This is a genomic window from Nonomuraea sp. H19, from assembly GCF_052068215.1.
GTDB lineage: Bacteria > Actinomycetota > Actinomycetes > Streptosporangiales > Streptosporangiaceae > Nonomuraea.
Map to the genome: position 1 here is coordinate 60,945 of NZ_JBQHCV010000013.1, position 26,768 is coordinate 87,712.

Here is a 26,768-nt window from a genome sequence, read left to right on the forward strand (position 1 = left end):
GGGCTACCTTCCCAGGTTCACGAAGTTGACAGGCCCGACGAACCCGAGCCGGCGGGAGATCGCGAGTGCCACTTCGGACACTCGATGAGGGACCACGTCTTTCTTTCCGAGCATCCGCTCACGCGGGCCCGCCACACTGATCGCGCAGATGGGCATGCCACGTTCGTCGCGGATCGCGGCGCCGAAGCACATCACGTCCGGCTCGTTCTCGCTGTTGTCGATCGAGTATCCGCGGGCGCGGGTCTCATCGAGCTCGGCACGCAGCCGCCCAGGGTCGGTGACCGTGGTCGGCGTCTGCGGGGTCAGGTCGAGCCGGTCGATGAGGGCGTCGACCTCGTCGATCGGCAGAGCCGCGAGATACGCCTTGCCGAGTGACGTGCTGTGCATCGGGCGGCGAACGCCGAGCAGCCGGCGGACCGCGATGGAGTGGTCGGTGACGTCCTCGTGGGCGACGTACACCATCTGCTCGCCATCGCGCACCGCCATCAGAGCGGCCTCCGACAGCTCCCGCGACAGGTCCCGCAGGTGCGCCTGGGCGGCGAGGTAGGGGTCGAAGTTGCTCAGGGCCGCCATGCCGAGGGTGACGGCACGCTGACCGAGCCTCACCTGTTCGGTCCCGTCCCAGTCCACGTAGCCCCGCTGGCGCAGCACCCCCAAGATCCGGTAGGTGGCGCTTCGCGACAGACTCAGCCGCTCCGCGATCTGCACCGCTGTGATCGACCGCTCCGAGGCGAGCAACTCCAGAATCGCGAAACCGCGCTCCAGAGTCCCAGCCAGACGGTCAAGCTCCGCCATAACACCCTCTCACGGCCCGATGAATGGGATGTGAAGCCGATAACTGGGATGGAAGCTACTGATATCGCCGCGAAGTGTCAATAGCTGGTAACGCAGGGATATAGTCCACCCCATCGCTCCGGTCCAGAGAAGCGTTGACGGATCTGGCCACCGTCCTCGCGTGGGGCATCGCTCGTGTGCATGGAGCGCGTCTTCACCGCCGAGCCGCCGCAGAGGTGTACTCAGCGGGTGTCGCTCTCCTCCACGATCTCGGACGCCCGCCCGGGGCCAAGGCCCGCAGGCGCATCGCCGCCGAGGCGACCACGTGACGACACAGGTGGCGATAGTCTGCGCCCTCGACACAAATGCCGTCCCGGAACGAAATCGCGAAAAGTGTTATGCGGGTTCCCGCGGTCCGTCTCCTAGGGGCGAGAGGTTGCCTCAGGAAAGGACTCACATGGTTCTCCAGACCAGCCGGCGGAGCCTGCTGAAGGCGGCAGCGGGCGCCGCCGCGCTGCCCGCGCTGCCGTCCGCGGCGTGGGCTTCGGCGTCGGCGGCGTTCAAGCACCCGGGGCTGCTGCACACCCAGGCCGACTTCGACCGGATCGCGGCCGGGGTGCGGGCGGGGGCGCAGCCGTACAAGGCGGGGTGGGAGAAGCTGGTCGCCAACGGGCGCTCGGCGAGCACGTGGAAGGCGCGCCCGCTGGCGACCGTGATCCGCGGCGGGGAGGGACAGAACTACCCCCAGCTCTACAACGACATCCACGCCGCCTACCAGAACGCGCTGCGCTGGAAGATCTCCGGGGAGAAGGCGCACGGCGACGCCGCCCGCGACATCCTGAACGCCTGGTCGGGCACGCTGAAGACGATCACCGGGAACGCCGACCGGTTCCTGGCGGCCGGCATCTACGGCTACCAGTTCGCCAACGCCGCCGAGCTCATGCGCGGCTATTCGGGTTTCAACGTCGAGCGGTTCCAGAAGATGCTGCTGACCGTCTTCTACCCGCTGAGCGACGACTTCCTGGTACGGCACAACGGCGCCTGCATCACCAACTACTGGGCCAACTGGGACCTGTGCAACATGGCCGCGATCATGGCGATCGGCCTCTTCTGCGACGATCAGGCCAAGTTCGACCGGGCCGTCGACTACTTCAAGAACGGCAAGGGCAACGGCTCCATCATGAACGCCGTCCCGTTCCTCCACCCGGGCGGGCTGGGCCAGTTCCAGGAGAGCGGGCGCGACCAGGGGCACACCATGATGGGTGTCGGCCTGCTCGGCACGATCGCCGAGATGGCCTGGAACCAGGGCCTGGACCTGTACGGCTACGCCGACAACCGGATCATGAAGGCGGCCGAGTACATCGCCAAGTACAACCTGGGCCAGGACGTGCCCTTCACCACGTACAAGTGGGGCACCGGCACGAATTGCGCCCCCCGGGAGCAGACCGTCGTGTCGAACATCGCACGCGGCCAGGACCGGCCGGTGTGGGAGCTCCTCTACAACCACTACGCCAACCGGCGGGGGCTGGCGGTGCCGTACACGAAGGCGTATGCCGAGCGGGTGCGGGCCGAGGGCGGCGGCGGCAACTACGGGCCGAACAGCGGGGGCTTCGACCAGTTGGGGTTCGGCACACTCTTGTTCACCCGCGCGTCCGCCGGCTCCGGGGGCGCCGGCGGCCCGCTGCCGACCGGGGTCACACGCGTGCTCCAGTCGGTCAACTTCCCTGCGGAAGGGGTCGCCGGCTCGGGCGCTCTCGGCGTCCTCGGTGAGGCGGCGCCGCTGCGGATCGTGCCCGGCCTGGCTGACGCCAAGGGCTATTCGTTCATGGATACGGACGGCCGCTACCTGCGGCACCAGGACTACCGCCTGAGGTTCGACGCCGACAACGGCACCACGCTGTTCGAGCGGGACGCGACGTTCCACGCCCGGGCCGGCGCGGCGAGCGGGACGGTACGGCTGGAGTCGCTGAACTACCCCGGCCGATTCATCCGCCACCGCCAACACCAGCTGTGGCTGGACAAGGCCCAGGACACCGCCGCCTTCCGCGCCGACAGCACCTTCAAGCCCGTCAGCACCTGATCGTGGCAGCGCCCCGGCGTGGCGGGGCGCTGCCACCCATCCGCGTGACGCACCGGTGCCATACCGCGGCTGACATCACGCTGCCGCCGCGGTGGCGCGCCACCTGACGCTCTCACCGTCCTCTCATCAGCCCCGGTGCACGATGGCCACCGGCACGGCACTCCCGACGCCGGGCTGAAGGAGGTCCCCCTCAATGGCACTGGCCCTCGTCGAACAGGCCCGCGGGCTCACCCGCGATCAACGTAACGCCTTCCTCGCCGCCTTCCTCGGCTGGACGATGGACGCCTTCGACTACTTCATCGTCGTCCTCGTCTATGCCGAGATCGGCAAGGAGTTCGGCGTATCCCTGACCCAGATGGCGTTCCTCACCACCGCGACGCTCGTGATGCGCCCGCTCGGTGCGTTCCTGTTCGGCCGCTGGGCCGACGTCTCCGGACGCAGACGGCCGCTCATGGTCGACGTCGCCTTCTACTCCGTGGTCGGCTTCGCCTGCGCCTTCGCCCCCAACTACGCCGTCCTGCTGGTCCTGCGGCTGCTGTACGGCATCGGCATGGGCGGCGAGTGGGGACTAGGCGCGGCCCTGGCGATGGAGAAGATGCCCGTCGGCAAGCGCGGCTTCTTCTCCGGCGTCCTCCAGCAGGGCTATGCCGTCGGCTACCTGCTCGCCGCCCTCGTCTACCTGGTCATCAACCCCATCTGGGGCTGGCGCGGCATGTTCGCCTTCAGCCTGCTGCCCGCCCTGGTGTCGCTCTTCATCCGCTCCCGCGTTCACGAGAGCGAAGCCTGGGAGCGGACCCACGAACGCCTCGCCCACACCCGCACCACCCTGCGCTCTGTCTTCCTCAATCCCCCGGTGCTGCGGCGCTTCCTCTACCTCGTCCTGCTCATGACCGCGTTCAACTGGATGAGTCACGGCACCCAGGACATCTACCCGACCTTCCTCAAGGACGGCAAGGGCTTCACCGGGACCGAAGCCATCGTCGTCGCCGTCATCTACAACATCGGCGCCATCCTCGGCGGCACCCTCCTCGGCGGGCTGTCGGAGCGGTTCGGCCGCCGGCGCACCATCATCGCCGCCGTCGTCGTCGGCCTGCCCATCGTCCCGCTGTTCGCCTTCGCGCCCAGCCTGGCCACCCTCGCCCTCGGCGCGTTCCTCATGCAGTTCATCGTCCAGGGCGCCTGGGGCGTCATCCCCGCACACCTGACCGAACTGAGCCCCGACGAGATCCGCGGCTTCTTCCCCGGCGTCACCTACCAGCTCGGCAACCTGCTGGCGGCCTTCAACCTGCCCATCCAGCAGACGCTGGCCCACTCCCACGGCTACCCGTTCGCCCTGGCGGTCACGGTGGCCCCGCTGCTCATCCTGGTCGCGGCCCTCACCGCGGTGGGCCACGAGGCCCGCGGCATCCCCTTCGGCGCCGGCCAGTCCACGACACCCGTCCCCGCCAGCCCGGCCTCCCCGGCTTGACGCCCCGGTCCAGGCGGGACCGCCGCTGCGCACCGGCCGGCACAGGACGGTGCGCGGGCGGGGATCGTCGAACGGGCTCGGGACACATCCGCCGAGCGATTCATGGTGGGCCGGCAGCCGCCGACCGGTGAGAACCTGCAGGGGCGGCGGCGCCGTACCCGTCGCTGTCGCCGTCTCCAAGGTCGAGCATGAGGGCCCGGCCGACTTGTTGCCACCCCCTCCAGCCAGCTGAGACGATCTTGCATTCTGCTCGGCTCTCACGGCGGGATGGCATGGCACTGGACAGTAGATCACCGCAGAGCACGGTGGCCGCGGTGAACGCGCTGACCACCCGGTGGGCGGCAACATGCGCAGGGGAATCGGTCGTGATGGCAGGAGCGGGCGCCTGGCCGCTGCTGGCGTATCTGGCGTCGGCTGCCGCCGGGCAGGGACGGGCCGAACTGCAGGAGGCCATCGGGATGGACGCCGCTACCGCACCACCTGGCTGCGCCCATTCACCGAAGGTGCCGGCTTGTTCGCCACCGGACCGTGGGCCGGACACGAGATCGCCGTGCTGCGCCGCCGCACCCGCGTGCTCGACCGAGTCCAGGTCGCTGACACCCCGATCGGCCCCCTGACCGCGCTTCGGGTCATGGGCACGGGTGGAATCGACGTCCACCTCGTCCTCGGCGACGACTCTGAGAAAGCCGGCGAGGTTCTCACCACAGGCATTGACGTCCTCGCCGGGCGCCACCACACCGTGCGGGCGGATGCCCTCCCTGCAGGAAACCCGGGCCCCGGAATCACCGTTCGCTTCGTCCGCGACCACGAGCCGGGTGACCGGCTGAATCTCACGGTGCCACGCTTCACCGTCACCTTCGCCCAAGACCTGTTGGACCTGCCCGACGTGTTCGGCCTGGCCACGGCGACCGACACCAGCGCGGGCACTTCCCCAGCATCAGCGCCGAGCCGCTCGCCATCACCCACGCCCGGCAGAACGCCATCGCCACCTTCCAGGCCAACGGCTTCGAAACCGCCGCAGTGACTGCCGGCGCTGTCGCCGTGAGCGGAGTGGCACCTCGACTCCCTTATCGTGCCAAGCGACTCGACGTCGACTTCACTCGTCCCCTTCGGGTTCTTCACCGTCGACCGCCGAAGCCACCTCATCCTGACTGCCGGTCGGGTCGCTGAGCCCGAAACCTACCATCTGCAAACCAGCGACAGCCGCTGAAGCCGGCAGCGGCGCAGCCTGCCGTAGTGGGCACACGCCACGCTGGTGCAGCGGTTGCGGCGCATGGCATCGCGCTATGCGGCTGGTTTCCCGGGCGAAGGGATGCCGTCCGGGATATGGCCCGAAGGAGCGCTTGTGAGCGCCTGCCCACGATGACCTGCGGGCGATCCGTCCAGAATCGCGCGTTGTCGTATCACGACGCGTGGTCTGGAGCCGCTGCCCGGGTTTGCGGAAGTGGCAGCCGGAACAGGTGGTGTAGGCGGCGCAGGGCCTGTTGGTCGCCGGAGGCGGAGGCGGCGCCGCTGCTGAGGGCTGCGGCGAGGGTCGATCTGCTCGCGGCAAGGTCGCGAAAGGCTTCCCTGCTGGTCGTGATGATCACGTCGGGGCGTTGGGCCGGGCCGTGCACGGTTTCGATCGTGCCGTCGTCGATGCGGGCGTGGAAGACTTCCTCCTCCACGCGGAACTCGTACAGTGCCCGCAGGCCGGCGGCGGCCTCGGCATCGAAGCACGCTTTCAGGCCGAGCACGGCCCAGCCGGGGTGGAAGGTCTCCTGCTCGCGGGGTTCGTCCATCGCCCATGTCAGCCCCCACCGGGCCAGGGCCAGCACCACCGGCTCGAGGTCCTCGCCCGCCGGGGTGAGGGCGTAGGCGGGGGTGCGGGCGGGCGGCGGGAGGGTGACCTTGGCCACCAGTCCTTCGCGTTCCAGGTGCTTCATCCGTGCGGCCAGCAGGCCGGTGCCCAGGCCGCGCAGGCTGTGCTGCAGGTCGCTGAAGCGTTTGGGGCCGGTCAGCAACTCGCGGATCAGCAGCAGCGTCCACCGCTCGCCGACGAGGTCGAGGGTGCGTGCGGTGGCGCAGTATTGGTTGTAGGTCCGCTGTTCCACTTCATCATTCTAATCCTTGAGCTTCTTGTTATTGAACTGGAAGGCGTGAGCGTCCAGGAGGAGCCGGGCCAGGGCCTGCGGGTGGGTGAGCATCACGTCGTGGGGGCCGTCCAGAGCGATGCTCCGGTACCCGATCGCCCCGGCGAAGCTGTCGAAGGGATAGCTCTGCGGTCGGCAGTGGATGGCTGTGCCGGGGATCCGGTCGACGGCTCCGCGCAGCCGGGTCGCCTCGGCGAAGGTGCGCAGTGGCTGTGGCCGCAGACGCGAGGCGAGCCAGCGAGCGTTGTCGGGGTCGGTGACGCCGAAGCTCGCCGGGGGCGGAGCGGGGATGTGACGGCTGTCCGCGCTCGCGCGGATCGCGTTGACGAAGGTGTCGGGCGCCAGGCTGAACATGCTGGCGCCGTCGCCGCCGGCCCAGCCGTCCACCAGGATGACGTGGTTCACCAGGTCAGGCCGCAGGTCGGTGGCCTGACGGACGACCAGGCCCGCGTAGCTGTGTCCGACCAGCACCACGTCCTCGTCGACCGTTGCCGCGGCGTCCAGGGCGGTGAGGACCTCATGGACGTGGGTGTCCAGGCCGGCGTCGCCTTCCAGGGTGAGGGCGGGCGTCATGGTGCGCACCCCAGCCTGGTGCAGGAGCGGAGTGAGGCGCTCCCAGGCCCAGGGACCGTGCCAGGCGCCGTGGACGAGGACGAAGATGGTCATGCTGTTCCTTCCGCGTGAAGTAGGGGCAGGACATCGCCGGCGAACTCCTCCAGAGCCGTGCGGTGGTCGTCGGCGGCCAAGCGGATCACCACGTGGCGGGCACCGGCCTCGGCGTAGGAGTTGAGCCAGTCTGCGGCCGCCCGGGCCGTACCGGCGAACATGGCCTGGATGGTCTCGACAGCCTCCAGCGGTGCGTTGTAGTAGCGCTCCACGCTCAAGCGCAGGCGCGTGCGTGCCCGCTCGGGATCCTCATCCAGGCACAGTGTCGCGTACAGGCCGGGGGTGACCGGCCGGGTCGCGCTCTGCTGGATGGCTGCCTGTTCGCGTGCGTAGATCCGCGCCGCAGGAGGATAGGGCAGCCAGCCGTCGGCCAGGCGCGCCACCCGCCGCAGCGCCGCTTCGCCTCCTCCCGCCAGCCATATCGGCGGGCCTGCCGGACAGGCCGGCGCAGGAGCCAGCGTCACGCCGTGGAAGTCGAAGTGCCGACCGGTGAAGGAAACCTCCTGGCCGCTCCACAGCAGCCGCATCACCTCGATCGATTCCTCCAGGCGGCTGATGCGGCGCCCGAATGCGACACCGACGGCGGTGAACTGGGCTTCGGTGTTGGCGTTGGGAAATCCGCCGCCCATGCCGACGATCAGCCGCCCGCCGGCGAGCCGGTCCAAGGTAGCGAGCTGGTGCGCCAGCAAGATCGGATGACGGAGCGCGGGCAGCAGCACAGCGGTGCCGAGCATGATCCGGCGGGTGGCGACGGCCACGGCCGACAGCAGGAGCAAGGGATCGGCGCGGGGCCTGGTGAGGGGGCTGTCCCCAGCCCACGCGGAGTCGAAACCCAGCGCTTCGGCACGCTGCGCCTGTTCGGTCAGCCGGCCCAGGTCGTGATCGCCGCGTACGGCCTGATCGCGCGTCGGCAACAGGTAGCCGATCTTCAGTGGGGCCATGAGATCCCCTCTCGTCGTTGTCCGGCTCTTGATCTTAAGCGCTTACTTCCTATTTTTGAAGTCTAAGATTCATTTTCCGGAAGAACAATGGAGAGGGAGTTCGTCATGGCACAGGCGCTGTACACCGCCCAGGTGCAGGTGACCGGGGGCCGGGCCGCAGCGTTCCTCCGGCCCCGCCGCCGCGGCCGCGCGGCTCCGTCCGGGTCCTTCGGGGTTGCGGGCGAACCCGCCATGCCCCAGGCGGGATTCGCCGCCCGCGCCGGACAGCCCCCACCTGCTCCGCTCGGTCTGACGATGCACTCGTTCGGCGCGGCGTTCGCGCCCGCGCTGCCGCCCCCGGCGCCCTGCGCCCGCACCCGGACGCGCGCCAGCCAGAGAGTTCATGGTCCTGCCCCGCGCAGGGCACATGATCGGGCTGGAGCGTCCGGACACGGTCAACCGGCGTTGTCCGTGCTGATCAGCCGCCGATTGAGTAGGGCCTACTCAGGTGTTCTGGGAGCCGTCGCCGAACGATGGGTGGAACCCATCAGGAAAGGTGAAGACGATGGCTCTTCGTCCCGCGCAGATGACCGCAGCGCAGAGAATGATCTCCGATCTGGTCGCCGGCATCCAACTCCAGGACTACATCAAGGCGAAGCTGGAGAGCGAGAAGGACGAGAAGGCTCGTGCGGTGCTCCTGAAGGAGCTGTCGGGCACGTTCGCCGAGGCGTCGCGGCTGATGTTGAGCCGCTACACCTACGTCCCCCTTCTCGTCGAGATCGCCACCGAGCACCCGGAGCACGTCCAGGCAGCCTACGAGCGGCTGATCTACGGAACCCGTGAAGGTTGGAACCTCCCCGAGCCCGCGCGCAAGTCCCTCCAGGATCTCGTGCAGGCCAAGGCAGCCGGTGACTTCCCGGCCTTCGTGAAGAACCACGCCGCGAGCGTCGCCGCCGAGGCCCTCAGCGTGAAGCTCGCCGCCGATGTTCACGGGGGCGTCACCGGCGGTTCCTCAGGCGAGTACGACTGGTACGTCGTGATCGTGGTCGACGCCATCTGGCTCGGCGAGCAGGTCGTGCACGTCGTCGAGGAGGCGATCCACTGGGTCGGAGGCGCCATCAGCACCATCGGCCACTGGCTCGGCATCGGCTAGTCAGGCGGCGACGGCGTGTGCGTGCACGGTCACCCCGGCCGCAGGCACCCGGGCCTGAGCATGCTGATCCCGAGCACGGTCACGCCGGTCGCCACCAGCACCTGGAACGTCGTAGACGCCGCCGAGTTGGCGGTGATAGCGCCGTTCGGACGTTCGCCGCGCCGGCCTCGATCGCGTGCGTGACCACTGGCGGCCCAGCAAATGCCCCGGCGCCCAGGTGAAGGTCACGTTGCCATTCGCATCGATGACGCCTCGACGATCTGTGCCGGGCCGGGGCCGGCACCGTGGCCCCGGCGTCGTTGGTCCACCGCTGAAAGGTCTGCCCCTGGCAGTCGACTTCTGTGATGCGGCGGAAGAACCAGTCCGGAACGACGGTGTCGACCGGAGTGAACGTCAGCGTCTGGCCAGTGTCGTTGTCGACGGCCACGCGCCGACGAGCTTCTTCCATTTTTCGCCGTCGTACTTCACTCCCTCGAAGATGAAGTCACGGTACGGGCGGATGTGGTCCACATCGTCAATGCCGGCCTGTCCCAGGGCCGTCTGGCCACTGCGGACGGTGGTGTGACCACCTTGTAGGGCCACGTGCCGGTGGCCGGGTCATTGGTGCCCTTGTCGCCTTTGACCTAATTGCCTTGCGGTGATCCGTTGTAGAACTTCCCGGCGGTCACGTTCGGCTTGCCAGCCGTGCAGTCTTCGCTGGCTTGGGCCGTGGTTGTCGTGAGGAGGCTGTAACGCAGAGAAGGAGAAGAAGAGCGGTCGTGGCCACGCCCGAACGGCGCTGTTGCATGACATTCCCGTCTTTCCTCGATACCGGACATCACGGATCGTCCGGACGAGTCCTTACACCCAACCGGTGCAGCGGTTGCGCGCTGCTACGCCGCATGCGCGGAAGACGAGGTTGGGGCGCGTGGGTCGCCGCGGGCGAGGTCTTCCAGCCCGGGTGGGAGGCCGTAGTAGGTCTGCAGGAGATCCAGCTCGTGGCGGATTCGCCGTCTCGGAGTCGCGGCAAGGGCTTCGACGCCCCGGTCAAGGCCCATCTGGGCTTCCTCGGGGGTGAGGAAGTCGGGGAAGTAGGGTCCCGACGGGGCAAGGGGGATCAGCACGTTTCGCGTCTGCGGGAGCAAGCCGATCTCGGCGAGGTTGTCGCGGACCTGCCGGCGCCAGGCGGCCATCGCCGTGCCCCCGCCTCGGGCTTGGAGGAGGTGCAGGCTCAGCACCATCTCCCACATCAGGTCAGGATGAGAGGCGATCCGAACACGGGCGAGATCCTCGGGAGTGAAAACGATCTTCAAGGTCCCCATGGCCATGGGGACAGGCTCACTCAGCCAGATAGCAGACGGATCAACACGACATTGCGCGCACCGGAGATCCCTCTGACCCCCGACGCCGCAGGCGCCATCCATGCGGCCGCCGGAGAACGCACCCTCGATGGCCACGTCGGGTCGGGGACGATCTTCGCCTCGTCGATCAGGTAGAACAGTGGTCAGGTAGTCCCAGCTCTTCGCGTCCACCAGGCGAGTACGGATCGTCATGGTCTCCCCCCTCCCTACCGCCCGGCGCACAAGGCCATCGCGAGCTTCACGCACGTCCTCCGCGGAGGTAATTACTTCTGGGCAAGGAGTGGGTTCGGTTCGAAGGGATGTAGTCGGCTTTCAGCGCGGCCCACTCGAAGCCAGCAGGCCCGTGAGGAGGGCTCCACGGACGGAATAATGCGTTGCGGTCTCGTGCTGACAGTCCCACTATGTTCCTCATGTTCCTGCACGCTCGCCTCGCGACGCCCGCCACCGCGGGCGCGTTCGAGCGTGTCTGCGACGGCCTGGAGCGCTGACCTCTTCCCGTAAGTCCTGAGGTGACCCGGCGGGGGGAGGTTGACCGGCCCTGACGGGTCACGAAATTCCAGGCATCGTAGGGAAGGGAACCATGGCCAAGCAGGCCTACGTACGGAACAAGCCGCATCTCAACATCGGCACGATGGGGCACGTCGACCACGGCAAGACCACGCTGACCGCCGCGATCACCAAGGTGCTGGCGGAGCGGGGGCAGGCCACGTACACGCCGTTCGAGCGGATCGACCGGACCCCGGAGGAGGCCTCCAGGGGCATCACGATCAACATCTCGCACGTCGAGTACGAGACCGCCACCAGGCACTACGCCCACGTGGACATGCCGGGCCACGCCGACTACGTGAAGAACATGATCACGGGAGCGGCGCAGCTCGACGGCGCGATCCTGGTCGTGTCCGCGCACGACGGGATCATGCCGCAGACCAGGGAGCACGTGCTGCTGGCCAAGCGGGTCGGGGTCGAGCACCTGGTGGTGGCCGTCAACAAGGCCGACGGCGCCGACCCGGAGCTGACCGACCTGGTCGAGCTGGAGCTGCAGGACCTGCTGACCGAGCACGGTTACCTCGGCGTCCCGATGGTGCGGGTGTCCGGGCTGCGGGCGCTGGAGGGCGACCCGGTCTGGACGGCGTCGGTGGAGGCGCTGCTCCAGGCGGTGGACGAGCACATCCCGGTGCCGGTGCGGTACGTCGACGCGCCGTTCCTGATGCCGGTCGAGAACGTGCTGACGGTCACCGGCCGCGGCACGGTCGTCACCGGCGCCATCGAGCGTGGCACGGTCCGCGTCGGCGACACGGTGGAGGCGATCGGGTACGGCGGCGGCTTGTCGGCCGTCGTGACCGGGGTCGAGACGTTCGGCAAGACGATGGAGCGGGGCGAGGCCGGGGACAACGCGGCCGTGCTCCTGCGCGGGGTGCGCCGCGAGCAGGTGCGGCGCGGCATGGTGCTGGCCGAGCCGGGCAGCCAGCGGGCCCGTACGTCGTTCACCGCCCGCGTCTACCTCCTCACGCCGGAGGAGGGCGGGCGGCGCAAGCCGGTCACGTCCGGGTACCGGCCGCAGTTCTACCTGCGGACCACCGATGTGCCCGGCGAGCTCGTCCTCGACGGGCCGGCGCGGCCGGGCGACACCGTCGAGGTGGCGGTGGAGCTGGGCAAGGCGGTGGCCGTCGAGCCGGGGCTCGGCTTCGCGATCCGCGAGGGCGGGCTGACGGTCGGCGCGGGCACGGTCCACACCGTGCCCGATTGATCCCCGGGCGGGTGTCGTCACTCCGTCAAATGCGGGACCCGGCAAATGCGGGACCCGGTCGCGGTGCGCATCGCGGCCGGGTCCCCGTCGCGGTGCGCATCGCGGCCGGGTCCCGGCTCGTCGTGGGATCCGGTCAGGGTCCCAGCCCGTAGACGCGGCGCGCGTTCTCGGCCCCGACCAGGGACGCCACCCGCATCGCCTGCGCGATCGACCACTCCCCCTCGGCCACGAACGCGCCCAGGACGGCCGTCATGGCCCGCCGCCACAGCAGCGCCCCGAGGTGGTGCAGTTCGGCCAGCCCCCAGGCGTCGGAGGAGAACAGGAGCTTCGCGAACGGCGCCACCTCCAGGCTCTCCGCGACCAGCGCCACGCTGCGCGCCCCCGTGAAGGTGATGCCGAGCCCGACGTCGAAGTACACGTTCGGGTACGCCTGCGCGAGGAACCCGGCATGCCGCTGGTACGGGTAGCAGTGCAGCAACAGCAGCGGCACCCCGGTCGGCTCGGCCAGCTCGATCAGCCCGCGCAGCAGCAGCGGATCCGCGCGGCGCAGGTCCAGGTCCGGATCGCCGAGACCGATGTGGAACTGCAGCGGCAGCCCCCGGTCCAGCCCCGTCCAGATGAGGTGCCGCAGCAGCACGGGATCCTCCAGCCGGCCGCCCGCCGCGAACCAGCGTCCGGCCGCCTCCGCGACCTCTTCGCCCGCGGGCCGCGCCGGGTCGAAGTCGAGGCCGTACCGGTAGGCGGCGATGCTCTTGAGCCCTCGCGCGCTACGGGTGCGCTCCCACAGCGCCTCCTCGAACCGCACCGCGAACGCGGCCGCCGCACACCCGCTCGCGGCCACCTGCTCGGCCACCGCCTCCAGCCGCACCACCTCGTCGGCGGGCACGCCGGTCGCCTCCGCCATGCCGGACGGGCCGAGGACCTCCTCGCCCCGGTAGCCGGTCTCGAGGAGGAAGTGCCGGATACCGCTGGCGGTCAGCAGCCGCCGGTTGACCTCGTCCACGCCGAGCCTGGCGCGCCTGGCCAGGTATGCCTCCGGCGTGCAGTACGGGTCGAGGCCGAGCACGGGGGCGCAGTGGCGCAGGATCGCATACCCGACCTGGGAGTCGAACTGGGTCATCCACTCGGGCACCGGCCGGTCGGACTCGGTGATCAGCTCCTCGAACGCCGTGCGGGACAGGTCGAGGGCCGTGACGCCGTGCACGTGGTGGTCGACCAGCGGCAGCTCCTCGATGGCCCGCGCCAGGCCGGTCGGGACGAGGTCGATCTCAAGGGACATCGGCGACCCTCCCAGCAGGTCGAAGCACCTGGCCAGGATACGCGAGCGGCTCGCGTGGATCTCGGCCGGGCGTCCGGGGCCACGCCGGGCGTGGCCCCGGACGGGCGGTCAGGCGGCCGCCCTGGCGGACAGCGCCACGCTCGCCTGGCGGATGACGCCGCTGACCGTGACGGCCACCGTCACCTGCCCCTCGCGCAGCGCCGTCAGGGTGCCCGTCGCCGGGTCGAAAGCGGCGACGTGCCACGGCTTGGCCGTCTGGCGGGTACCGACGTGCAGGTTGGGCGACCCGGACCAGCTCACCGAGACGGGATAGGCCGCGGGGACGGTCCGGTCGCCCTGCTTGACCACTGCCGTCACCTGGGCGGGCGTCCTCAGGGCGACCGTGGCGGGGGCGGTGAGCACGAGGTCGTCCACGTGCGGGCGCACCTGCGTGCCGATCCAGTCCGGCGCGTCGGCGAACCAGTTGCGCCTGACGTGCTCGGCCTCGGCCCGCGTCACCGGGTCCACGCCCCACAGCGACCAGCCGGTGAAGCCGCCGTCGTCGGCCGCGGTGGCGGGGTTCTTGCCGGAGTTGCCGTTGATGAAGTACGGCACCGCGTCCACGTGAGCGGCGTGGAAGGTCCCCACGTGCGCCCCGATGTACGCGGCCCCCTTGCCGGTGGTGCGCTGGAAGTCGGCCAGCCAGCCCTCCACGAGCGCCGCCTCCTTGCGGTCGCCGAGCTGGCTGCCCTTGCCGGGCGTCGGGTCGCGCGGCGGCACGTGGAACAGGACCGTGACCGAGCCGATCGACGCGTCCTTCGCGGCCTTGTCCAGTTCGGAGCGGAGCATCGCCACCTGGTCGTAGCCGCCGCCCCTGAGGTTCAGCCGCGAGGTGTCCAGGGTGATGAAGCGCGTCCCCTTGTGGTCGAAGGTCCGGTACGTGTCACCGAAGACGGCCCTGAAGTTGTCGATCTTGCCGCCCATGACCTCATGGTTACCGGGAATGTAGTGATATTTCAGCGTTCCGCCGAGTTCCTCGTCGAGGATCCGCTTGGCCAGTGCGAAGTCCTCGGCCGACGCCTCGTCCACCAGGTCGCCGTTGATGAGCAGGAAGTCGGGCTCGGCGGCTTTGATCTCCCGCAGCGTGCGGCGGGCGTTCTTGACGATGTCGCTGCCGGGGTCCCTGGCCACGAACTGCGCGTCGGACATGACGGCGAACCGCCACGGCATCCGCGCCACCTCGGGCTTGACCACCGGGTCGGCGATCTTCTGCGCCTGCGGGGCGGAGACCGCGGGCGGCACCTTGGCGACCAGCCCGTCGATGAGGATCTCGTTGGTGTACTTCGCGTCGGCCTTGGTCTCGGCCACGTAGAAGCGCCGCAGCTTGAGCGGGTAATTGACACCCGCGGGCACGGCGAACTCGACGAACTTCCAGCCGGTCCACGTCATGTACGGGCCGCGCAGGATCTGCGACTGCCCGAGCGCGTCGTAGAACTCCAGGCTCGGCCACTCGCCCTTGCCGGTGGAGTGGATCCACAGCCCGAAGGCCTGCGGCTGCCCGTCCACGACGATCTGCCGCGGCGGGCTGGCGTACGCGGCCCGGGTGGCGGTCGAGGTCGTGAAGTCGTACGACAGCTTGAGCCCGCCCCCGCTCTGCCCGGGCGCGGCCGACAGGGAGCCGGTGGCGCGGGCGGCGGCGAACGTCCACTTGGCCGCGTCCTCGAAGTCGGCGACCGGCTTCTCCTCGTACCCGACGGTCACGGGCACGGCGGTGCTGATCTTGCCGACCTTGGCGGTGATCAGCCCGGAGCCGGTGGCCTGCTTGGCCTTGACGGTGAAGTAGCCGTGCTCGGCCGCGGTCACCTCCAAGAGGTCGCGGTCGTAGTCGAGCGCGAGGTCGGCGGGCTCGATGGGCGCGGAGTTGCCGTTGCGGTCGTAGCCGACCACGCCGAACGTGGCGGTCCCACCCGCACCCGGCATGCCGAGCCGGTCGGCGGTGGTGCCGAGCCGCTGCAACGGCTGCAGCACCGTCAGGCCGATGGTGCCCTTGGCGCCGCCGCGCGAGGCGGTGATGGTGGTCTGTCCCGGTACGAGGGCGTGGAAGCGGCCGTCGCGGACGATGCCGTGGACGGCCGGGTTGGCCCGCCATGAGGGGGTTCCGGCGGCGGGGCCGTACGTCTCGTCGTATCCGGCGGCGGTCAGCCGCCTGGTGAGGCCGGGGAAGACGCGGTCGGGGCGGCCACCGGCGACCGGGCCGACGCCGGGCGCCTTGGCCGGGTCGCTCGCGGTCTCCAGCCAGAAGCCCTTGAGCTTGCCGCTACCCTCGGCCGCGTAGAGGGCCAGGCCGTTGGGGACGTGGCGCTCGCCGCCGTCTGAGGGGCTGTTCTCGACCTGCACGCCGGCGGCGCCGGGCTCGCGGGCGAGCATGGTGGAGGAGCCGCCGCCGTCGAGGTTGAGCGCGTTCGCGGCGCCGAGGCCGGCCATCATCGCGGCCAGCTCGTTGAGCGTGACGCCGCGGCTGTCGGCCTGGCGGCCGTCCACGGTGAGCAGGTACATCTTCCTGCCGTCGGCGGAGAACCCGACGGCGGTACGGGGGTGCGCGGCCGGGTCTGCCGAGTTCTGCGCGACGCCGTCCTTGACGAGCACCCAGTTGCCGCCCACGGCCGCTTTGACCGTGCCGCCCTCGGACGGCTTGGGCTGGTATTTCACGTCGACGCGGTCGCCCGGCTGCAACCCGGCCAGGGCGGCGGCACCGGCGTCGCGGCCGAGCAGGATGGTGGTCCCGGCGGGGATGGGCCCGGTGCCCGCGGAGGTGCGTACCTCGGAGACGACCCCGTTGACCAGGACGACCTCGGCGACGGACGCGGCGCCCTCGACGGCGCGGGCCCGGGTGTAGGAGCCCCACAGCGGCGTGAACAGCCCGACGCCGCCGCTCTGCACGATCTGGTTGAACTGGGTGAGCGTGATGGGCGAGCCGCCGGCCGGGGTGGCCGTGCCCTCGAAGTACATCTTCAGCACGCGGCCGACGCCGTCACCGGTGATCGCGACCGCGTTCTCGTGCCCGGCGACGGGCGACTGGATCAGGTTGCCGTCCTGGACGCCGATGCCCCGGGCGGCGCCGGAGTTGTTGATGTCGAAGAAGTCGCCGTTGACGGCCGCGACGGCGCGGGAGCGCTTGGCGGGCCCGGAGAGGGGCTCGGTCTTGGACACCTCGCCGGAGTAGACGTAGTCGGCCCGCACACCGCCGAGGTCGGCGGTGATGGCGTCCGCGCGCAGCCAGCCGAGCGCGTCGTAGGTGTCGAACGAGGTGAGCGAGATCCCCGGCGCCACGGGCCGGGTCGTCTTGGCCGTCTCCAGCCGCGGCTGCCCGGCGGCGGCCGGGGCCAGCAGGGTGGACGGCGGCGGATAGGAGGACGCCTCGAGGGCGTCCTCCGCGGGGGGCGGGGGGTCGGCCTGCGCGGGGGCGGCGGTCAGTGTCATGGGGGATAACACGAGCGCAGCGGCAGCAAGCATTCTGAGGGTCTGCACGACCGAACTCAATCGCTCGTGGATATAACTTTCAAGACTTGACGGTGAACTAAAAGATAATTTCAGTGCTGGAGGCGATCAGCGTCGTGGCATGATCAGCCGGGTGAGCGCCTCTGCGTACGGCGGGTCGTGCCAGTAGTCGGAGTGCCAGCGCGCCTCGGGCAGCGGCTCGCCGGGGCCGGGCCGCAGCGGGTCCCAGCAGAACCGGTCCACGGGATCGCCGCCATCGGGCCCGGCGGCGAGCGGGTCGACGCGCCCGAACACGGGCCCGCCGATGGGGTCGCTCAGCCGGTAGAGGTTGTACCAGGTCACGCTGTCACGTACGGCCGCCAGCCCGGCGGTGCCGAAGTAGGCGGGGAAGAAAGCCGCGTACAGGCGGCGCAGCGGCGAACCGTGGGTGAGCATCGTGACGCGCCGCCGCAGCTCGGGCCTGAGCTGCAGCACCAGCGCGGCGGCGATGACGCTCCCCTGGCTGTGCCCGGAGAGCACCACCTGGTCCCCGTCGGTCCTGGCCAGCCGGCCGACGCGGGCGACCAGTTCGGGGATGACGCGCTCGGTGTAGCAGGGCGGGGAGAGCGGGTGGATGGCGCGCGGCCAGAAGGTGGACACGTCCCAGAGGATGCCGATCGTCCTGCGCAGCCTGGAGTCGGTGTACGTACGGCGGCCGAGCAGCACCAGCCCGGCGATGACCACGATCAGGGCCCAGCTCCCGATGGAGGCGAGCAGCCCGGCGACCCCGCCGACCGGGGCGAACAGCCGGAACTGGTAGATCACCGTAACCGCGGCGAACCCGGCCACGCCGATGCCGGTGAGCACCCCCAACACGAGCCCGGCGCGGTCGGTGAGCGCGGCGAGCGCCCACTTGCCCGCCACGTCGGCGCAGTGACGCTCGCCGTAGTGCACCGCCAGCCGCGGCGCGAGCCGGTCGGCCTCGGCCCGGCGGATCAGGCAGAGGACGAGCGCGACGGCGAGGAACCCGGCCAGCAGGAGCGGCACCAGGGCCGCGGTCCACCAGACGGGATCATCGAGGAAGAGCTTGCGGCCGACCGGCTCGGGCTCGGCGGAAGTGCCCGGCACGCCGAAATACGTGGCGGTCCAGAACAGCACACCGAGCGCCAGCACGTTCGCCGCGCCCGCGGCGACCATCAGCACGAACCAGCCCGCCACCCCGCCCATCGCCCGCCGCTCACCGGCGCCGGGGCGGTCCATGCGGGCGAGCACGCAGGTGGCGACCAGGATGAACACGCCGAGCCCGAGCGTGACCGCGAACAGCAGCGTCCCGATCCCCACGCCCGGAAGCCGCCGCCGGGTCGCGCCCGGCCCCATCCCGGCCAGCGCGGACGCGATCGTGAGCAGGAACACCAGCGGCGCGACCACCCGCAAGGTCCGGCACGCGAACGTGAGCCACCCCGGCTCCCGCTCGCCCGAATGCGGATCCAGTCGCCTGGCGATCGACGGCAGCACCACCAGCACCGCGGCGGCCAGCTCGACGCCGGCGTTGGCGACGGTCAGGGCGAGCCCCCGCGGGGTGCCGGCGAACGGCGCGGACACGGTCAGCCCGATGGAGGCGATCGCGAAGCCGACGTGCACCACCCGCAGCCGCCACACCGGCGCACCGCCGTGCCACAGCCTTGGCCGCGCCAGCAGCGGGCCGGTACGCGGGGCGCCGCCGGGCGGGACGACGGTCCGCTCGTCGCGCTGCCAGGTGCGCCGCGCGATCCACCACAACAGGACGACCACCAGGAGCGGCACGATCGCGGTGACCGCCAGCCGCTTGGACGGCTCACTCCCCCACAGCACCCCGAGCCAGCGCACCCAGTCGGGGGCCGTGTCGTAGGTGCACGCCCGGCCCGCGGCCGTGCACTGCCAGCCGATGAGGTCGACGCTCGCCCGGGTGACGGCGCCGACGAGCGTGCCGGTGAGCAGCAGGGCGAACAGCCGCTGGGCCGCCTCCGTGACGTGCCGCAACCGGGTCCCGCCGGACGGCCTCGGCAGCATGAAGTAGGACAGATTGGCCAGCGAGAACGGCAGCAGGAGCAGCCACAGCGCGATCGTCCTGCCGCCGGAGGTGAGGCCGCCCCACGCGTACGCCTCGCGGCGACGGTGGCCGGGCTCGTCCGCGTCGTCGCACTCCGGCCGCCCGCCTGCCCACCAGCGCCGGTAGAACCCGGTCGTGCCGTCGCCGGCGACGCGGCGGGGGTGGGGATGGTTCAGCATGCCCTCGGGCGGCGTGCCGGAGACGCCGTGCACCCGAAGCTCGGTCACCCCTCCGCAGGTCTCGTCGAGGAATCCGTCCACGCCACCAGCATCCTGCGCCGGGCGGCGTCACGTACAGTAATGAGTCCATTACCTGCCTCGAATGCGCCCGCGTTTCCGGCTCCGGATCCTGGGAAGCAAAAGCCTGGACGCGGAGAACGTTCATGACGAAGGCCGTACATCTCTGGCGTTGACGCTCACGACGGCGCAGACTGGATAGACGGCGATGGCGTGGAGCAGTGGAGCATCCGTGGACAATCACCTTGATCACCTGCCGGTCCTGTCCCGGGGCAGGCATCGCAACCCGAAACGCGGCGCCTGTTTCATGGAACTGGCCTCCTACTTGGCCGGAGAGCGGTGGAGCGACCATCCGGCCTGCACGCATCCGCTGCTGGCCGCACTCGCCCGCCTGGTCAACGACAACACCAGCGACGAGAGCCGCGCCAAGCTCGTCGGGCTCGTACCCTCCATCATCGGCCTGACCAGCGACGACCTGCGCGTGGACGCGAACATCGCGCTGCGTTGCGCCACGACGGCGCTGCCGGTGGCCGCGGCCGAGCGCCAGCTCGCGCTCGCGGTGTCGGTGCTCGCCGCGGAGGAGATGCTGGCCCGGCTCGACGGGGCCCCGTCAGGACGGCTCAGCGAGGCCGGCCGCCAGGCGATGGCGGAAGTTCCGCACGCCGCCGAGCAGGCCCGGCGCTTCAGCCGCGCGGCCAGGATCACTCAGAAGGGCTTCCGCCGGTACGCGGCGCCGAACGCGGTGCAGCTGGCGGTGGTGGGCATTGTCCAGGCCTGCATCCCGGACCCGGACGCGCTGCTGCGCCGGCTGCTGGAAGAGGCGATCGCGGACTGCACCGCCCTGATCCGCGGCCCGCAGACCACCGAGCCCGTGACCCCGGCCCCGGTTCACGCCTGACCTGGCCCGCGTCCGCTGCGGCGCTCTTCACCCGCGCCGCAGCGCCTGCGGCGGCACATGCCGCTACGCTCCGAGCAGACCGGCGGGATCGAATGAGGTCGGAAACGGCTCGGTCAGCGTCAGGAGCTCTCCCGCCTTGGCGTGGGCGACCACCTCATAGCCATCCCGACCGAGCTGGAGCACCTCGACCCACGGAATGTCGGCCCCCTCGAGCTCGACCCTGATGAACACCTCGATGCCGGCCTTAGCGTATTTGGCCGGCTTGACCTCGTGGTCCCGCCAATGATTGCCCGATCCAGGGTTGACCACCTCTGCCACCGCCAGGACCTCCGACGCCGGGAAAACGACCATGCGTGACATGACCAGGTCGCGGGGCACTATGGCCACGTCGGGGATGAGGCCGTCCTCCCCCACTCGCACGTTGACCGTCTCCACCACCACGAGCTCCGACTCAGCCGCCTCAGCCGCCGCCTCGAGAATGGTCCGCAATCTCCCAGCGCACAGCGCATGCAGTCCCATTGGCACAGGGCTCACCAGGAAACTCCCGTCGATCAACTCGATGCGCTCCCCGGATTCGGGCAGCTTGAGCCAGTCATCGACGGTGTAACCGGTGACCCGGCCGAGAGGGAACAGGGCGGTACGCCTGGGCGGCGGATGTGCGGCCAGCCAACCTTCGCTCGGTAGAGCACCCATGTCGTCGCCACCTTCCATAAGCCGAGTCTCGCACGCCGTAGCCGTTCGTGGCCATACGCGTTTACGCGATCACACCGTGTGACGCAACGACATTACCCACGCTTGACCCGCCTCCCACTCCTTTCGTGAAGGCTCGGGCACGCTGCGTCACCGGAGGTGCCTTTTCACTGGTCAGGCTAGCCTTTCCTGCGTTGCGGATCTTGACGACATATGCCTACATTTTGGACAAGGCATTCGCACGGGAGGCATTACATGACCATCGAGCTCGACCGGCCGTACTCGCCCGAGCAGCACCACAGCCACCGGGATGTCACCGGCGGATGGTTGCGGCCGGCGGTGTTCGGCGCGATGGACGGGCTCGTGTCCAACTTCGCGTTGATCGCCGGTGTGGTCGGTGCGGCGGGCGCGGGGCGGGCCGCGGTGCTCGCCGGGTTCGCGGGGCTGGCCGCCGGGGCGTTCTCGATGGCGGCCGGTGAGTACACCTCGGTGAAGTCCCAGACCGAGCTGATGCGGGCGGAGATCGCGGTGGAGCGCCGGGAGCTGGCCCGCAACCCCGAGGGCGAGCAGGCGGAACTGGCCGCGCTCTACCGGTCGCGCGGCCTGGACGCCGACCTGGCGCGGCGGGTCGCCGAGGGCCTGTCGGCCGATCCCGAGCAGGCGCTGCGGGTGCATGTGCGCGAGGAGCTGGGGGTGGACCCGGACGACCTGCCGTCGCCGTACGTGGCCGCCGCGGCATCGTTCGGCGCGTTCGCGGCCGGGGCGCTGGTGCCGCTGGCGCCGTTCGTGTTCGGGGCGTCCGGGATGGTGCTGGCCGTGGTGCTGAGCGTGCTGGGGCTGTTCGGGTTCGGCGCGGTGGTGGCGGTGATGACCGCGCGGCCGTGGTGGCTCGGCGGCCTGCGGCAGCTCGCGCTGGGCGTGGGCGCCGCCACCGTGACGTTCGGGCTCGGCAGCCTGCTCGGTGTCACGGTGTCATAGGGCTGTACCAGCACGTGTCCCGTGCTGCGCGGTCCATCATCGGGCCGCCTCCGTCGGGGTGGGAGATCACCACTCTCGGGAGTAGGGCTGGCCCCACCGCCTTCTCCTCACCGGCAGGGCAAACTGCACATGTGATCCGAATGCCACCCGTGCCCGGCGGGCCGGTGCGAAAGGCCATCACCGGCCTGGCGGCGCACGCGCTCAACGCCATCACCGGCCTGGCCTCCCTTGCCCTGAACACCGTCACGGGCCTGGCCGCTCTGGCGCTGCTCGTCCTGCTGCTGGCGAGCCTCGCCCTCGTGCCGGTGGCCGGTCTCGGGCCGGCGTCGCTCGGCCGCGGGCTCCAGCTCGTCCACCGCCTGGCCGCCTTCCAGCGCCGCTGGGCGAGCCAGGTTCTCCGCCGAGACATCGTGACGGAGGGCGTCCGTGTCCATCCGCGCGAGACCGGCCACGGGTGGCGGCGGGCCGGCCTGGCGTCGGCGCTGCGCGACCCGGGCACGCGACGCGAACTGACCTGGCTGGCCGTGCACTGCGTCACGGGCCCGGCCCCCCTGGTGGCGGTGTGGGCAATGCTGACCGCTCTGGACTACGTCTTCTTCAGGCTGAACCCGGCGGAGCGGAGCATGCTCAACACGTTCGCCCTCAGCATGTCCATCGTGGCCATCGCGGTGGTCACCCTCATGGCCGTCTCCCTTTTCCGTACCGGCCAGGCACGGCTGGCGCGGCTGCTGCTGGACCCGGACCCCGCACCGGACGCGCGGATCCGGGAGCTGGCCGCGTCACGGGCCGCGGTGGTCGACGCGAGCGCGGCCGAGCTGCGCCGCATCGAGCGTGACCTGCACGACGGCGCGCAGGCCAAGCTGATCGCCATCCGCATGAACCTGGGCCTGGCCCGCGGCTGCCGCGACCCCGGCGAGATGCTGCAGATGATCGACGAGGCGCGGGAAGTCGCCGGCCAGGCTCTGACGGAGCTGCGTGACCTGGTGCGCGGCATCCACCCCCCGGTGCTGGCCGACCGCGGTCTGGCAGGCGCCATCGAGGCGGCCGCGCTGCTCTGCCCGACGCCGGTCGAGGTCGACATCGACCTGCCCGGCCGCCTGCAGCCGCCCGTCGAGTCCGCCGTGTACTTCGCCGCCGCCGAGGCGCTGACCAACGTGACCAAGCACAGCGGCGCCTCCCGCGCCTGGGTGCGGCTGCGGCACGCCGCCGGCGTGCTGCGCCTGACCGTAGGCGACGATGGGTGCGGCGGAGTCCAACGGGCCGGTGGCACCGGCGTGCGCGGCATCGAAAACCGCTTGTCCGCCTTCGACGGCTCGCTCACCGTGAGCAGCCCTCCTGGCGGCCCCACCGAACTGACCATGGAGGTCACGTGCGCGTTGTCATCGCCGAAGATCTCGCACTCCTGAGGGACGGGCTGGTACGCCTGCTGTCGGCGAACGGCTTCACCGTGGTGGAGGCGGTCGACAACGGCCCCATGCTGCTGCGGGCGCTGGTCCGGCACCGTCCGGACGTGTCCGTGGTCGACGTACGGCTGCCGCCCGGCTTCGCCGACGAGGGGCTGCGCGCCGCGCTGGAGGCACGCAGCCGGGTTCCGGGGCTGCCCGTGCTGATCCTGTCGCAGTACGTGGAGCAGCTGTACGCCAGGGAACTGCTCTCCGACCGCTCCGGCGGGGTGGGGTACCTGCTGAAGGACCGGGTGGGCGACGTCGACACGTTCGTCGACGCGGTACGCCGGGTCGCCGGAGGCGGCACCGCGATGGACCCCGAGGTGGTCACCCAGCTCCTGGCCCGCCGCAGCCGGGACGAGCCGCTGGCCGCGCTGACGCCCCGTGAGCGTGAGGTGCTCGCGCTCATGGCCGAGGGGATGTCCAACCTGGCCATCGCCGCCCGCTTCCAGGTCACCGACAAGGCGGTCGGCAAGCACACGAACAACATCTTCGCCAAGCTCGGCCTCCCTCCGTCCGACGACCACAACCGGCGCGTCATGGCGGTCCTGGCCTATCTGCAGGCCACGCCCGCCCCATCCCGTACGCGACCCGATCCGGACCGGCACGGCACGATTCGCGATCTTCTCGGCGGGGAGCGTTAGAGACTACGGGCGGCTGGTGGCGGCGAGCTTGACTCCGAGGCCGATCAGGGCGGCCCCGGTCAGACCGTCCACGGCCCTGCGCACCGCAGGCCTGGCGAAGACCTTGCGCAGCGTGCCGACGATGTTGGCCACCACCAGGAACCACACGACCGTCCCGGCCAGCGCGATCAGCGACAGCACGAGCGTGTCCGCCATCGAGGCGCCCGAGCTGACGAACTGCGGCACCAGGGCCACGAAGAAGAGCGCCGCCTTAGGGTTGAGCGCGTTCGTGAGCAATCCTTCGGCGAACGCCGCCCACGAGCTGCGCCGCCCGGGATCGGGCAGATCCAGCTCCAGCTCCTGGCCCCTGCGCAGGGCCGAGCGCAGCGCCTTGACCCCGAGGTACAGCAGGTAGGCCGCGCCGACCACCTTGACCACGGTGAACGCCATCGCCGAGGCGGCCAGCAGCGCCGCGACGCCGGTGGCCGCGGCCACCACCCAGGCGAACACGCCCACGGAGATCCCGAGCGCGGCGGCCATGCCGTGGCCGCGGCCGGAGACGGCGGAGCGGCGTACGACGACCGCGAAGTCGGGCCCGGGGGGACATGGCTCCGAGCAGCACGACGCCACCGAATGCCACGAACTGCGTCATAGAACTCATGGGTCCACCCTAAGAGCACCCGCCCGTGGCGGCATCAAGGCGAATGCTCAGCGCCCGCGGCGGCGCTTCTTGAAGATGGCGCGCAAGGTCAGCAGCAGCACGACGGCGACGACCTGGCCGCCGAGCACGATGCGGTTGACGTCGACGGCGGGCCGCCACTGGGCGTCGCCGTCCTTGAGCACGAACATCCCGGCGGGCGTGGCTGCTAACCCGAAGCCCACGCCGCTCCCGTTGCTCTCTTCGCCCTTCTCGTCCGTACCCTGGCCCTGGCCTCCGCCGCCCCCTTGGGTGACCCTGGCGACGGGGATGACGATCACGTCGCCGTGCTGGATCGGCTCGCCGAAGACCCGCTTGACGGTAGCGGCGTCCTTCAACCGCTCCACCATCTCCATGATGTCCATTTCCCCATCCTCACCCCGGATCGGCCGCCGCACCACCTCAGCGGGCGGTGCGGCTCGAACGGGGCGACAGGGTCAACTGCGGCGGGAAGGACGGCACCCGGGCGAGCGGGTGCGAGCGACGCCGACGCCGTAGCGCGCCTTGGGAGGTCTCCCCGGGTGTACGGGTCCTCGACGCCCTCCCCCGGGTTCCCCGAGGCCTACTTGCCGCGGACGCCGGCCCAGGTGGCAGTGCTCGAGCTCATCCGGGACGACGCCGACGACCTGAAATGGAGCTACATCTCCCCGCCCGTGATGCTCGAGCCCGGCGAGCGCACGGGTGCGCCGCCATCCCAGGGATGCGGCTCGAGCTGAGCGGCGCCATTCAGACCGTCCAGGCGGTGTCGGCCTATTCCTGGGCCCTGGGGCCGGCCGGAGGGGCACCCGTGGTCGCCGGGCGGGACGTGATCTCCGTCCACGATGGTGTGATCCCAAGCGTGCACGTCTTCATCAACGCCCCTCAGCAGTGAGGCGCGCCGCGATCGCATGACGCCGCGCCGTCCATGGCCGTTCGCCGCCGGCTCCTTTGCGGTTCAGCTCCCGGTCGGCCCGCGACCGGCTCCGCGGGGGAGCGGGCCGAGACTGCGCACCGTAGTTCAGCAAAAAAGTTGACGTGTCATCTAAGGCGCATTAAGGTCTAGTTGACACATCAACTTAAGGCTCTTTGGACAGGGGTAGTGGCTATGAGCGACCAAAAGATCATCGCGGTTACTGGAGCAACGGGTTCCCAGGGCGGGGGTGTCGCGCGGGCCATCCTCGCGGATCAGGATTCGGGCTTCGCGGTGCGCGCGCTCAGCAGGAACCCCGACTCGTCCGCCGCGAGGGACCTCGCGGCACTCGGGGCCGAGGTCGTCCAGGCGGACTTCTACGACGAGCCGAGCGTGCACAAGGCATTCGAAGGTGCCTACGGCGCCTTCCTGGTCACCAACTTCTGGGCACACGGTTCGGCGGAGAAGGAAACCGAGGAAGTCCAAGTTCTGGTGCGGGCGGCCAAGGCGACGGGGCTCCGTCATGTGGTCTGGTCGACGCTGGAGGACACTCGCGCGCTGCTGCCGCTGGACGACGACCGGATGCCTGTCCTCCAGGGCAAGTACAACGTGCCGCACTTCGACGTCAAGGGCGAGGCGAACGAGCTGTTCCGGCAGGCCGGGGTGCCGACGACCTTCCTGAACACCACCTTCTTCTTCCAGGGCTTCCTGCAAGGTCTCGGTCCTGCGCGCGGCGAGGACGGCGTGCTGACGCTGACCCTGCCGATGGAGGAGGGCAAGCTGCTCTCCGGAGTGGACGTCGAGGACATCGGCCGGACCGCTCTCGCCCTCTTCAAGGGCGGCGAGCGGTTCGTCGGCGAGACCATCGGTCTGGCCGGCGACCATCTGACCGGAGCGCAGTACGCGGCGAAGTTCGAGGCCGCGCTCGGCGAGGCGGTGCGCTTCCAGCCGGTGCCCTACGGCGTCTTCCGCACCCTCGACATTCCGGCCGCCGAGGAGCTCGGCAACATGTTCCAGTACTACGGTGACTTCGACCAGGAGTTCACCGGCGCCCGCGATCTGAACAGGCTGCGGGAGCTCAACCCGGCGCTGAAGAGCTTCGACGACTGGCTGGCCGACAACGTCTCGAAGATCAAGGCGAGCTGATCGGGTCTCTCAAGCGCCGCAGGTGCACAGGACTTGACGGGCCCTGCGGGCCGGCAGCTCAG

22 protein-coding genes are annotated in these 26,768 nt (G+C 70.4%); 11 read left to right on the forward strand and 11 right to left on the reverse strand.

The window, feature by feature from the left end:
• Nucleotides 1–3 precede the first annotated feature (3 nt).
• The gene (locus tag ACTMTI_RS27930) at nucleotides 4–795 is read right to left on the reverse strand and encodes an IclR family transcriptional regulator (protein ID WP_441123509.1); all 792 of its coding nucleotides are present in this window, start codon (nucleotides 793–795) and stop codon (nucleotides 4–6) included.
• A gap of 436 nt (nucleotides 796–1,231) precedes the next feature.
• Here ACTMTI_RS27930 and ACTMTI_RS27935 point away from each other — a divergent pair, with 436 nt between their 5' ends.
• From ACTMTI_RS27935 to ACTMTI_RS27945, 3 genes are all read left to right on the forward strand, one after another.
• Nucleotides 1,232–2,854: an AbfB domain-containing protein gene (locus tag ACTMTI_RS27935; protein ID WP_441123510.1), complete on the forward strand. Its 1,623-nt coding sequence runs from the start codon at nucleotides 1,232–1,234 to the stop codon at nucleotides 2,852–2,854.
• Between the two features lie 193 nt (nucleotides 2,855–3,047).
• On the forward strand, nucleotides 3,048–4,322 hold the full coding sequence (locus ACTMTI_RS27940; RefSeq protein WP_441123511.1) for an MFS transporter: 1,275 nt from the start codon (nucleotides 3,048–3,050) through the stop codon (nucleotides 4,320–4,322).
• Between the two features lie 511 nt (nucleotides 4,323–4,833).
• Nucleotides 4,834–5,346 carry a hypothetical protein gene (locus tag ACTMTI_RS27945; protein WP_441123512.1) on the forward strand — a complete coding sequence of 171 codons (513 nt, stop codon included), beginning with the start codon at nucleotides 4,834–4,836 and terminating at the stop codon, nucleotides 5,344–5,346.
• 379 nt (nucleotides 5,347–5,725) lie between these two features.
• On the opposite strand, the gene ACTMTI_RS27950 is transcribed toward ACTMTI_RS27945, so the two are convergent.
• From ACTMTI_RS27950 to ACTMTI_RS27960, 3 genes are read right to left on the reverse strand one after another with little or no spacing between them, the layout of a single operon-like run.
• On the reverse strand, nucleotides 5,726–6,415 hold the full coding sequence (locus ACTMTI_RS27950; RefSeq protein ID WP_441123513.1) for a winged helix-turn-helix transcriptional regulator: 690 nt from the start codon (nucleotides 6,413–6,415) through the stop codon (nucleotides 5,726–5,728).
• 9 nt (nucleotides 6,416–6,424) lie between these two features.
• A complete protein-coding gene (locus ACTMTI_RS27955; RefSeq protein WP_441123514.1) occupies nucleotides 6,425–7,120 on the reverse strand; it encodes an alpha/beta fold hydrolase in 696 nt (231 codons plus the stop codon).
• Nucleotides 7,117–8,061 carry an LLM class flavin-dependent oxidoreductase gene (locus ACTMTI_RS27960; RefSeq protein WP_441123515.1) on the reverse strand — a complete coding sequence of 315 codons (945 nt, stop codon included), beginning with the start codon at nucleotides 8,059–8,061 and terminating at the stop codon, nucleotides 7,117–7,119. Before ACTMTI_RS27960 ends, ACTMTI_RS27955 begins: the two co-directional genes overlap by 4 nt.
• A gap of 544 nt (nucleotides 8,062–8,605) precedes the next feature.
• On the opposite strand from ACTMTI_RS27960, the gene ACTMTI_RS27965 reads away from it, so the two are divergent.
• Nucleotides 8,606–9,193: a hypothetical protein gene (locus tag ACTMTI_RS27965; RefSeq protein WP_441123516.1), complete on the forward strand. Its 588-nt coding sequence runs from the start codon at nucleotides 8,606–8,608 to the stop codon at nucleotides 9,191–9,193.
• A gap of 872 nt (nucleotides 9,194–10,065) precedes the next feature.
• Here the strand turns inward: ACTMTI_RS27965 and ACTMTI_RS27970 are convergent.
• Nucleotides 10,066–10,725, reverse strand: coding sequence for a hypothetical protein (locus tag ACTMTI_RS27970; protein WP_441123517.1), 660 nt, complete (start codon nucleotides 10,723–10,725; stop codon nucleotides 10,066–10,068).
• Nucleotides 10,726–11,113: 388 nt separating this feature from the next.
• Here ACTMTI_RS27970 and tuf point away from each other — a divergent pair, with 388 nt between their 5' ends.
• The gene (gene tuf / locus ACTMTI_RS27975) at nucleotides 11,114–12,280 is read left to right on the forward strand and encodes an elongation factor Tu (RefSeq protein WP_441123518.1); all 1,167 of its coding nucleotides are present in this window, start codon (nucleotides 11,114–11,116) and stop codon (nucleotides 12,278–12,280) included.
• Between the two features lie 133 nt (nucleotides 12,281–12,413).
• Here tuf and ACTMTI_RS27980 read toward each other — a convergent pair whose 3' ends face one another.
• The 3 genes from ACTMTI_RS27980 to ACTMTI_RS27990 form a co-directional block, all read right to left on the reverse strand.
• On the reverse strand, nucleotides 12,414–13,559 hold the full coding sequence (locus ACTMTI_RS27980) for an amidohydrolase family protein (protein WP_441123519.1): 1,146 nt from the start codon (nucleotides 13,557–13,559) through the stop codon (nucleotides 12,414–12,416).
• Between the two features lie 108 nt (nucleotides 13,560–13,667).
• Nucleotides 13,668–17,018, reverse strand: a complete 3,351-nt coding sequence (locus ACTMTI_RS27985) for a phosphodiester glycosidase family protein (RefSeq protein WP_441123520.1) — start codon at nucleotides 17,016–17,018, stop codon at nucleotides 13,668–13,670.
• A 126-nt stretch (nucleotides 17,019–17,144) separates the two neighbouring features.
• On the reverse strand, nucleotides 17,145–19,364 hold the full coding sequence (locus tag ACTMTI_RS27990; protein WP_441123521.1) for a hypothetical protein: 2,220 nt from the start codon (nucleotides 19,362–19,364) through the stop codon (nucleotides 17,145–17,147).
• A gap of 208 nt (nucleotides 19,365–19,572) precedes the next feature.
• Between ACTMTI_RS27990 and ACTMTI_RS27995 the strand changes: the two genes are divergently transcribed.
• Nucleotides 19,573–20,238, forward strand: a complete 666-nt coding sequence (locus ACTMTI_RS27995) for a hypothetical protein (RefSeq protein WP_441123522.1) — start codon at nucleotides 19,573–19,575, stop codon at nucleotides 20,236–20,238.
• Between the two features lie 63 nt (nucleotides 20,239–20,301).
• On the opposite strand, the gene ACTMTI_RS28000 is transcribed toward ACTMTI_RS27995, so the two are convergent.
• Entirely contained in the window at nucleotides 20,302–20,949 is a 648-nt protein-coding gene (locus tag ACTMTI_RS28000; RefSeq protein ID WP_441123523.1) for a Uma2 family endonuclease, read from the reverse strand.
• Nucleotides 20,950–21,183: 234 nt separating this feature from the next.
• Here ACTMTI_RS28000 and ACTMTI_RS28005 point away from each other — a divergent pair, with 234 nt between their 5' ends.
• The 3 genes from ACTMTI_RS28005 (at nucleotide 21,184) to ACTMTI_RS28015 (ending at nucleotide 23,995) form a co-directional block, all read left to right on the forward strand.
• Nucleotides 21,184–21,906, forward strand: coding sequence for a VIT1/CCC1 transporter family protein (locus ACTMTI_RS28005; RefSeq protein ID WP_441123524.1), 723 nt, complete (start codon nucleotides 21,184–21,186; stop codon nucleotides 21,904–21,906).
• 140 nt (nucleotides 21,907–22,046) lie between these two features.
• Complete coding sequence (locus tag ACTMTI_RS28010) at nucleotides 22,047–23,312, forward strand: histidine kinase (protein WP_441123750.1); 1,266 nt, start codon at nucleotides 22,047–22,049, stop codon at nucleotides 23,310–23,312.
• A complete protein-coding gene (locus ACTMTI_RS28015) occupies nucleotides 23,276–23,995 on the forward strand; it encodes a response regulator (RefSeq protein WP_441123525.1) in 720 nt (239 codons plus the stop codon). Before ACTMTI_RS28010 ends, ACTMTI_RS28015 begins: the two co-directional genes overlap by 37 nt.
• Nucleotides 23,996–23,998: 3 nt before the next feature.
• Here the strand turns inward: ACTMTI_RS28015 and ACTMTI_RS28020 are convergent, their stop codons facing one another.
• Nucleotides 23,999–24,604: a LysE family translocator gene (locus tag ACTMTI_RS28020; RefSeq protein WP_441123526.1), complete on the reverse strand. Its 606-nt coding sequence runs from the start codon at nucleotides 24,602–24,604 to the stop codon at nucleotides 23,999–24,001.
• A 78-nt stretch (nucleotides 24,605–24,682) separates the two neighbouring features.
• Complete coding sequence (locus tag ACTMTI_RS28025) at nucleotides 24,683–25,036, reverse strand: GerW family sporulation protein (RefSeq protein ID WP_441123527.1); 354 nt, start codon at nucleotides 25,034–25,036, stop codon at nucleotides 24,683–24,685.
• A 335-nt stretch (nucleotides 25,037–25,371) separates the two neighbouring features.
• Here ACTMTI_RS28025 and ACTMTI_RS28030 point away from each other — a divergent pair, with 335 nt between their 5' ends.
• Together ACTMTI_RS28030 and ACTMTI_RS28035 are read left to right on the forward strand one after the other, a co-directional pair.
• A complete protein-coding gene (locus ACTMTI_RS28030) occupies nucleotides 25,372–25,542 on the forward strand; it encodes a hypothetical protein (protein ID WP_441123528.1) in 171 nt (56 codons plus the stop codon).
• Between the two features lie 213 nt (nucleotides 25,543–25,755).
• Complete coding sequence (locus ACTMTI_RS28035) at nucleotides 25,756–26,706, forward strand: NmrA/HSCARG family protein (protein WP_441123529.1); 951 nt, start codon at nucleotides 25,756–25,758, stop codon at nucleotides 26,704–26,706.
• Nucleotides 26,707–26,768 lie beyond the last annotated feature (62 nt).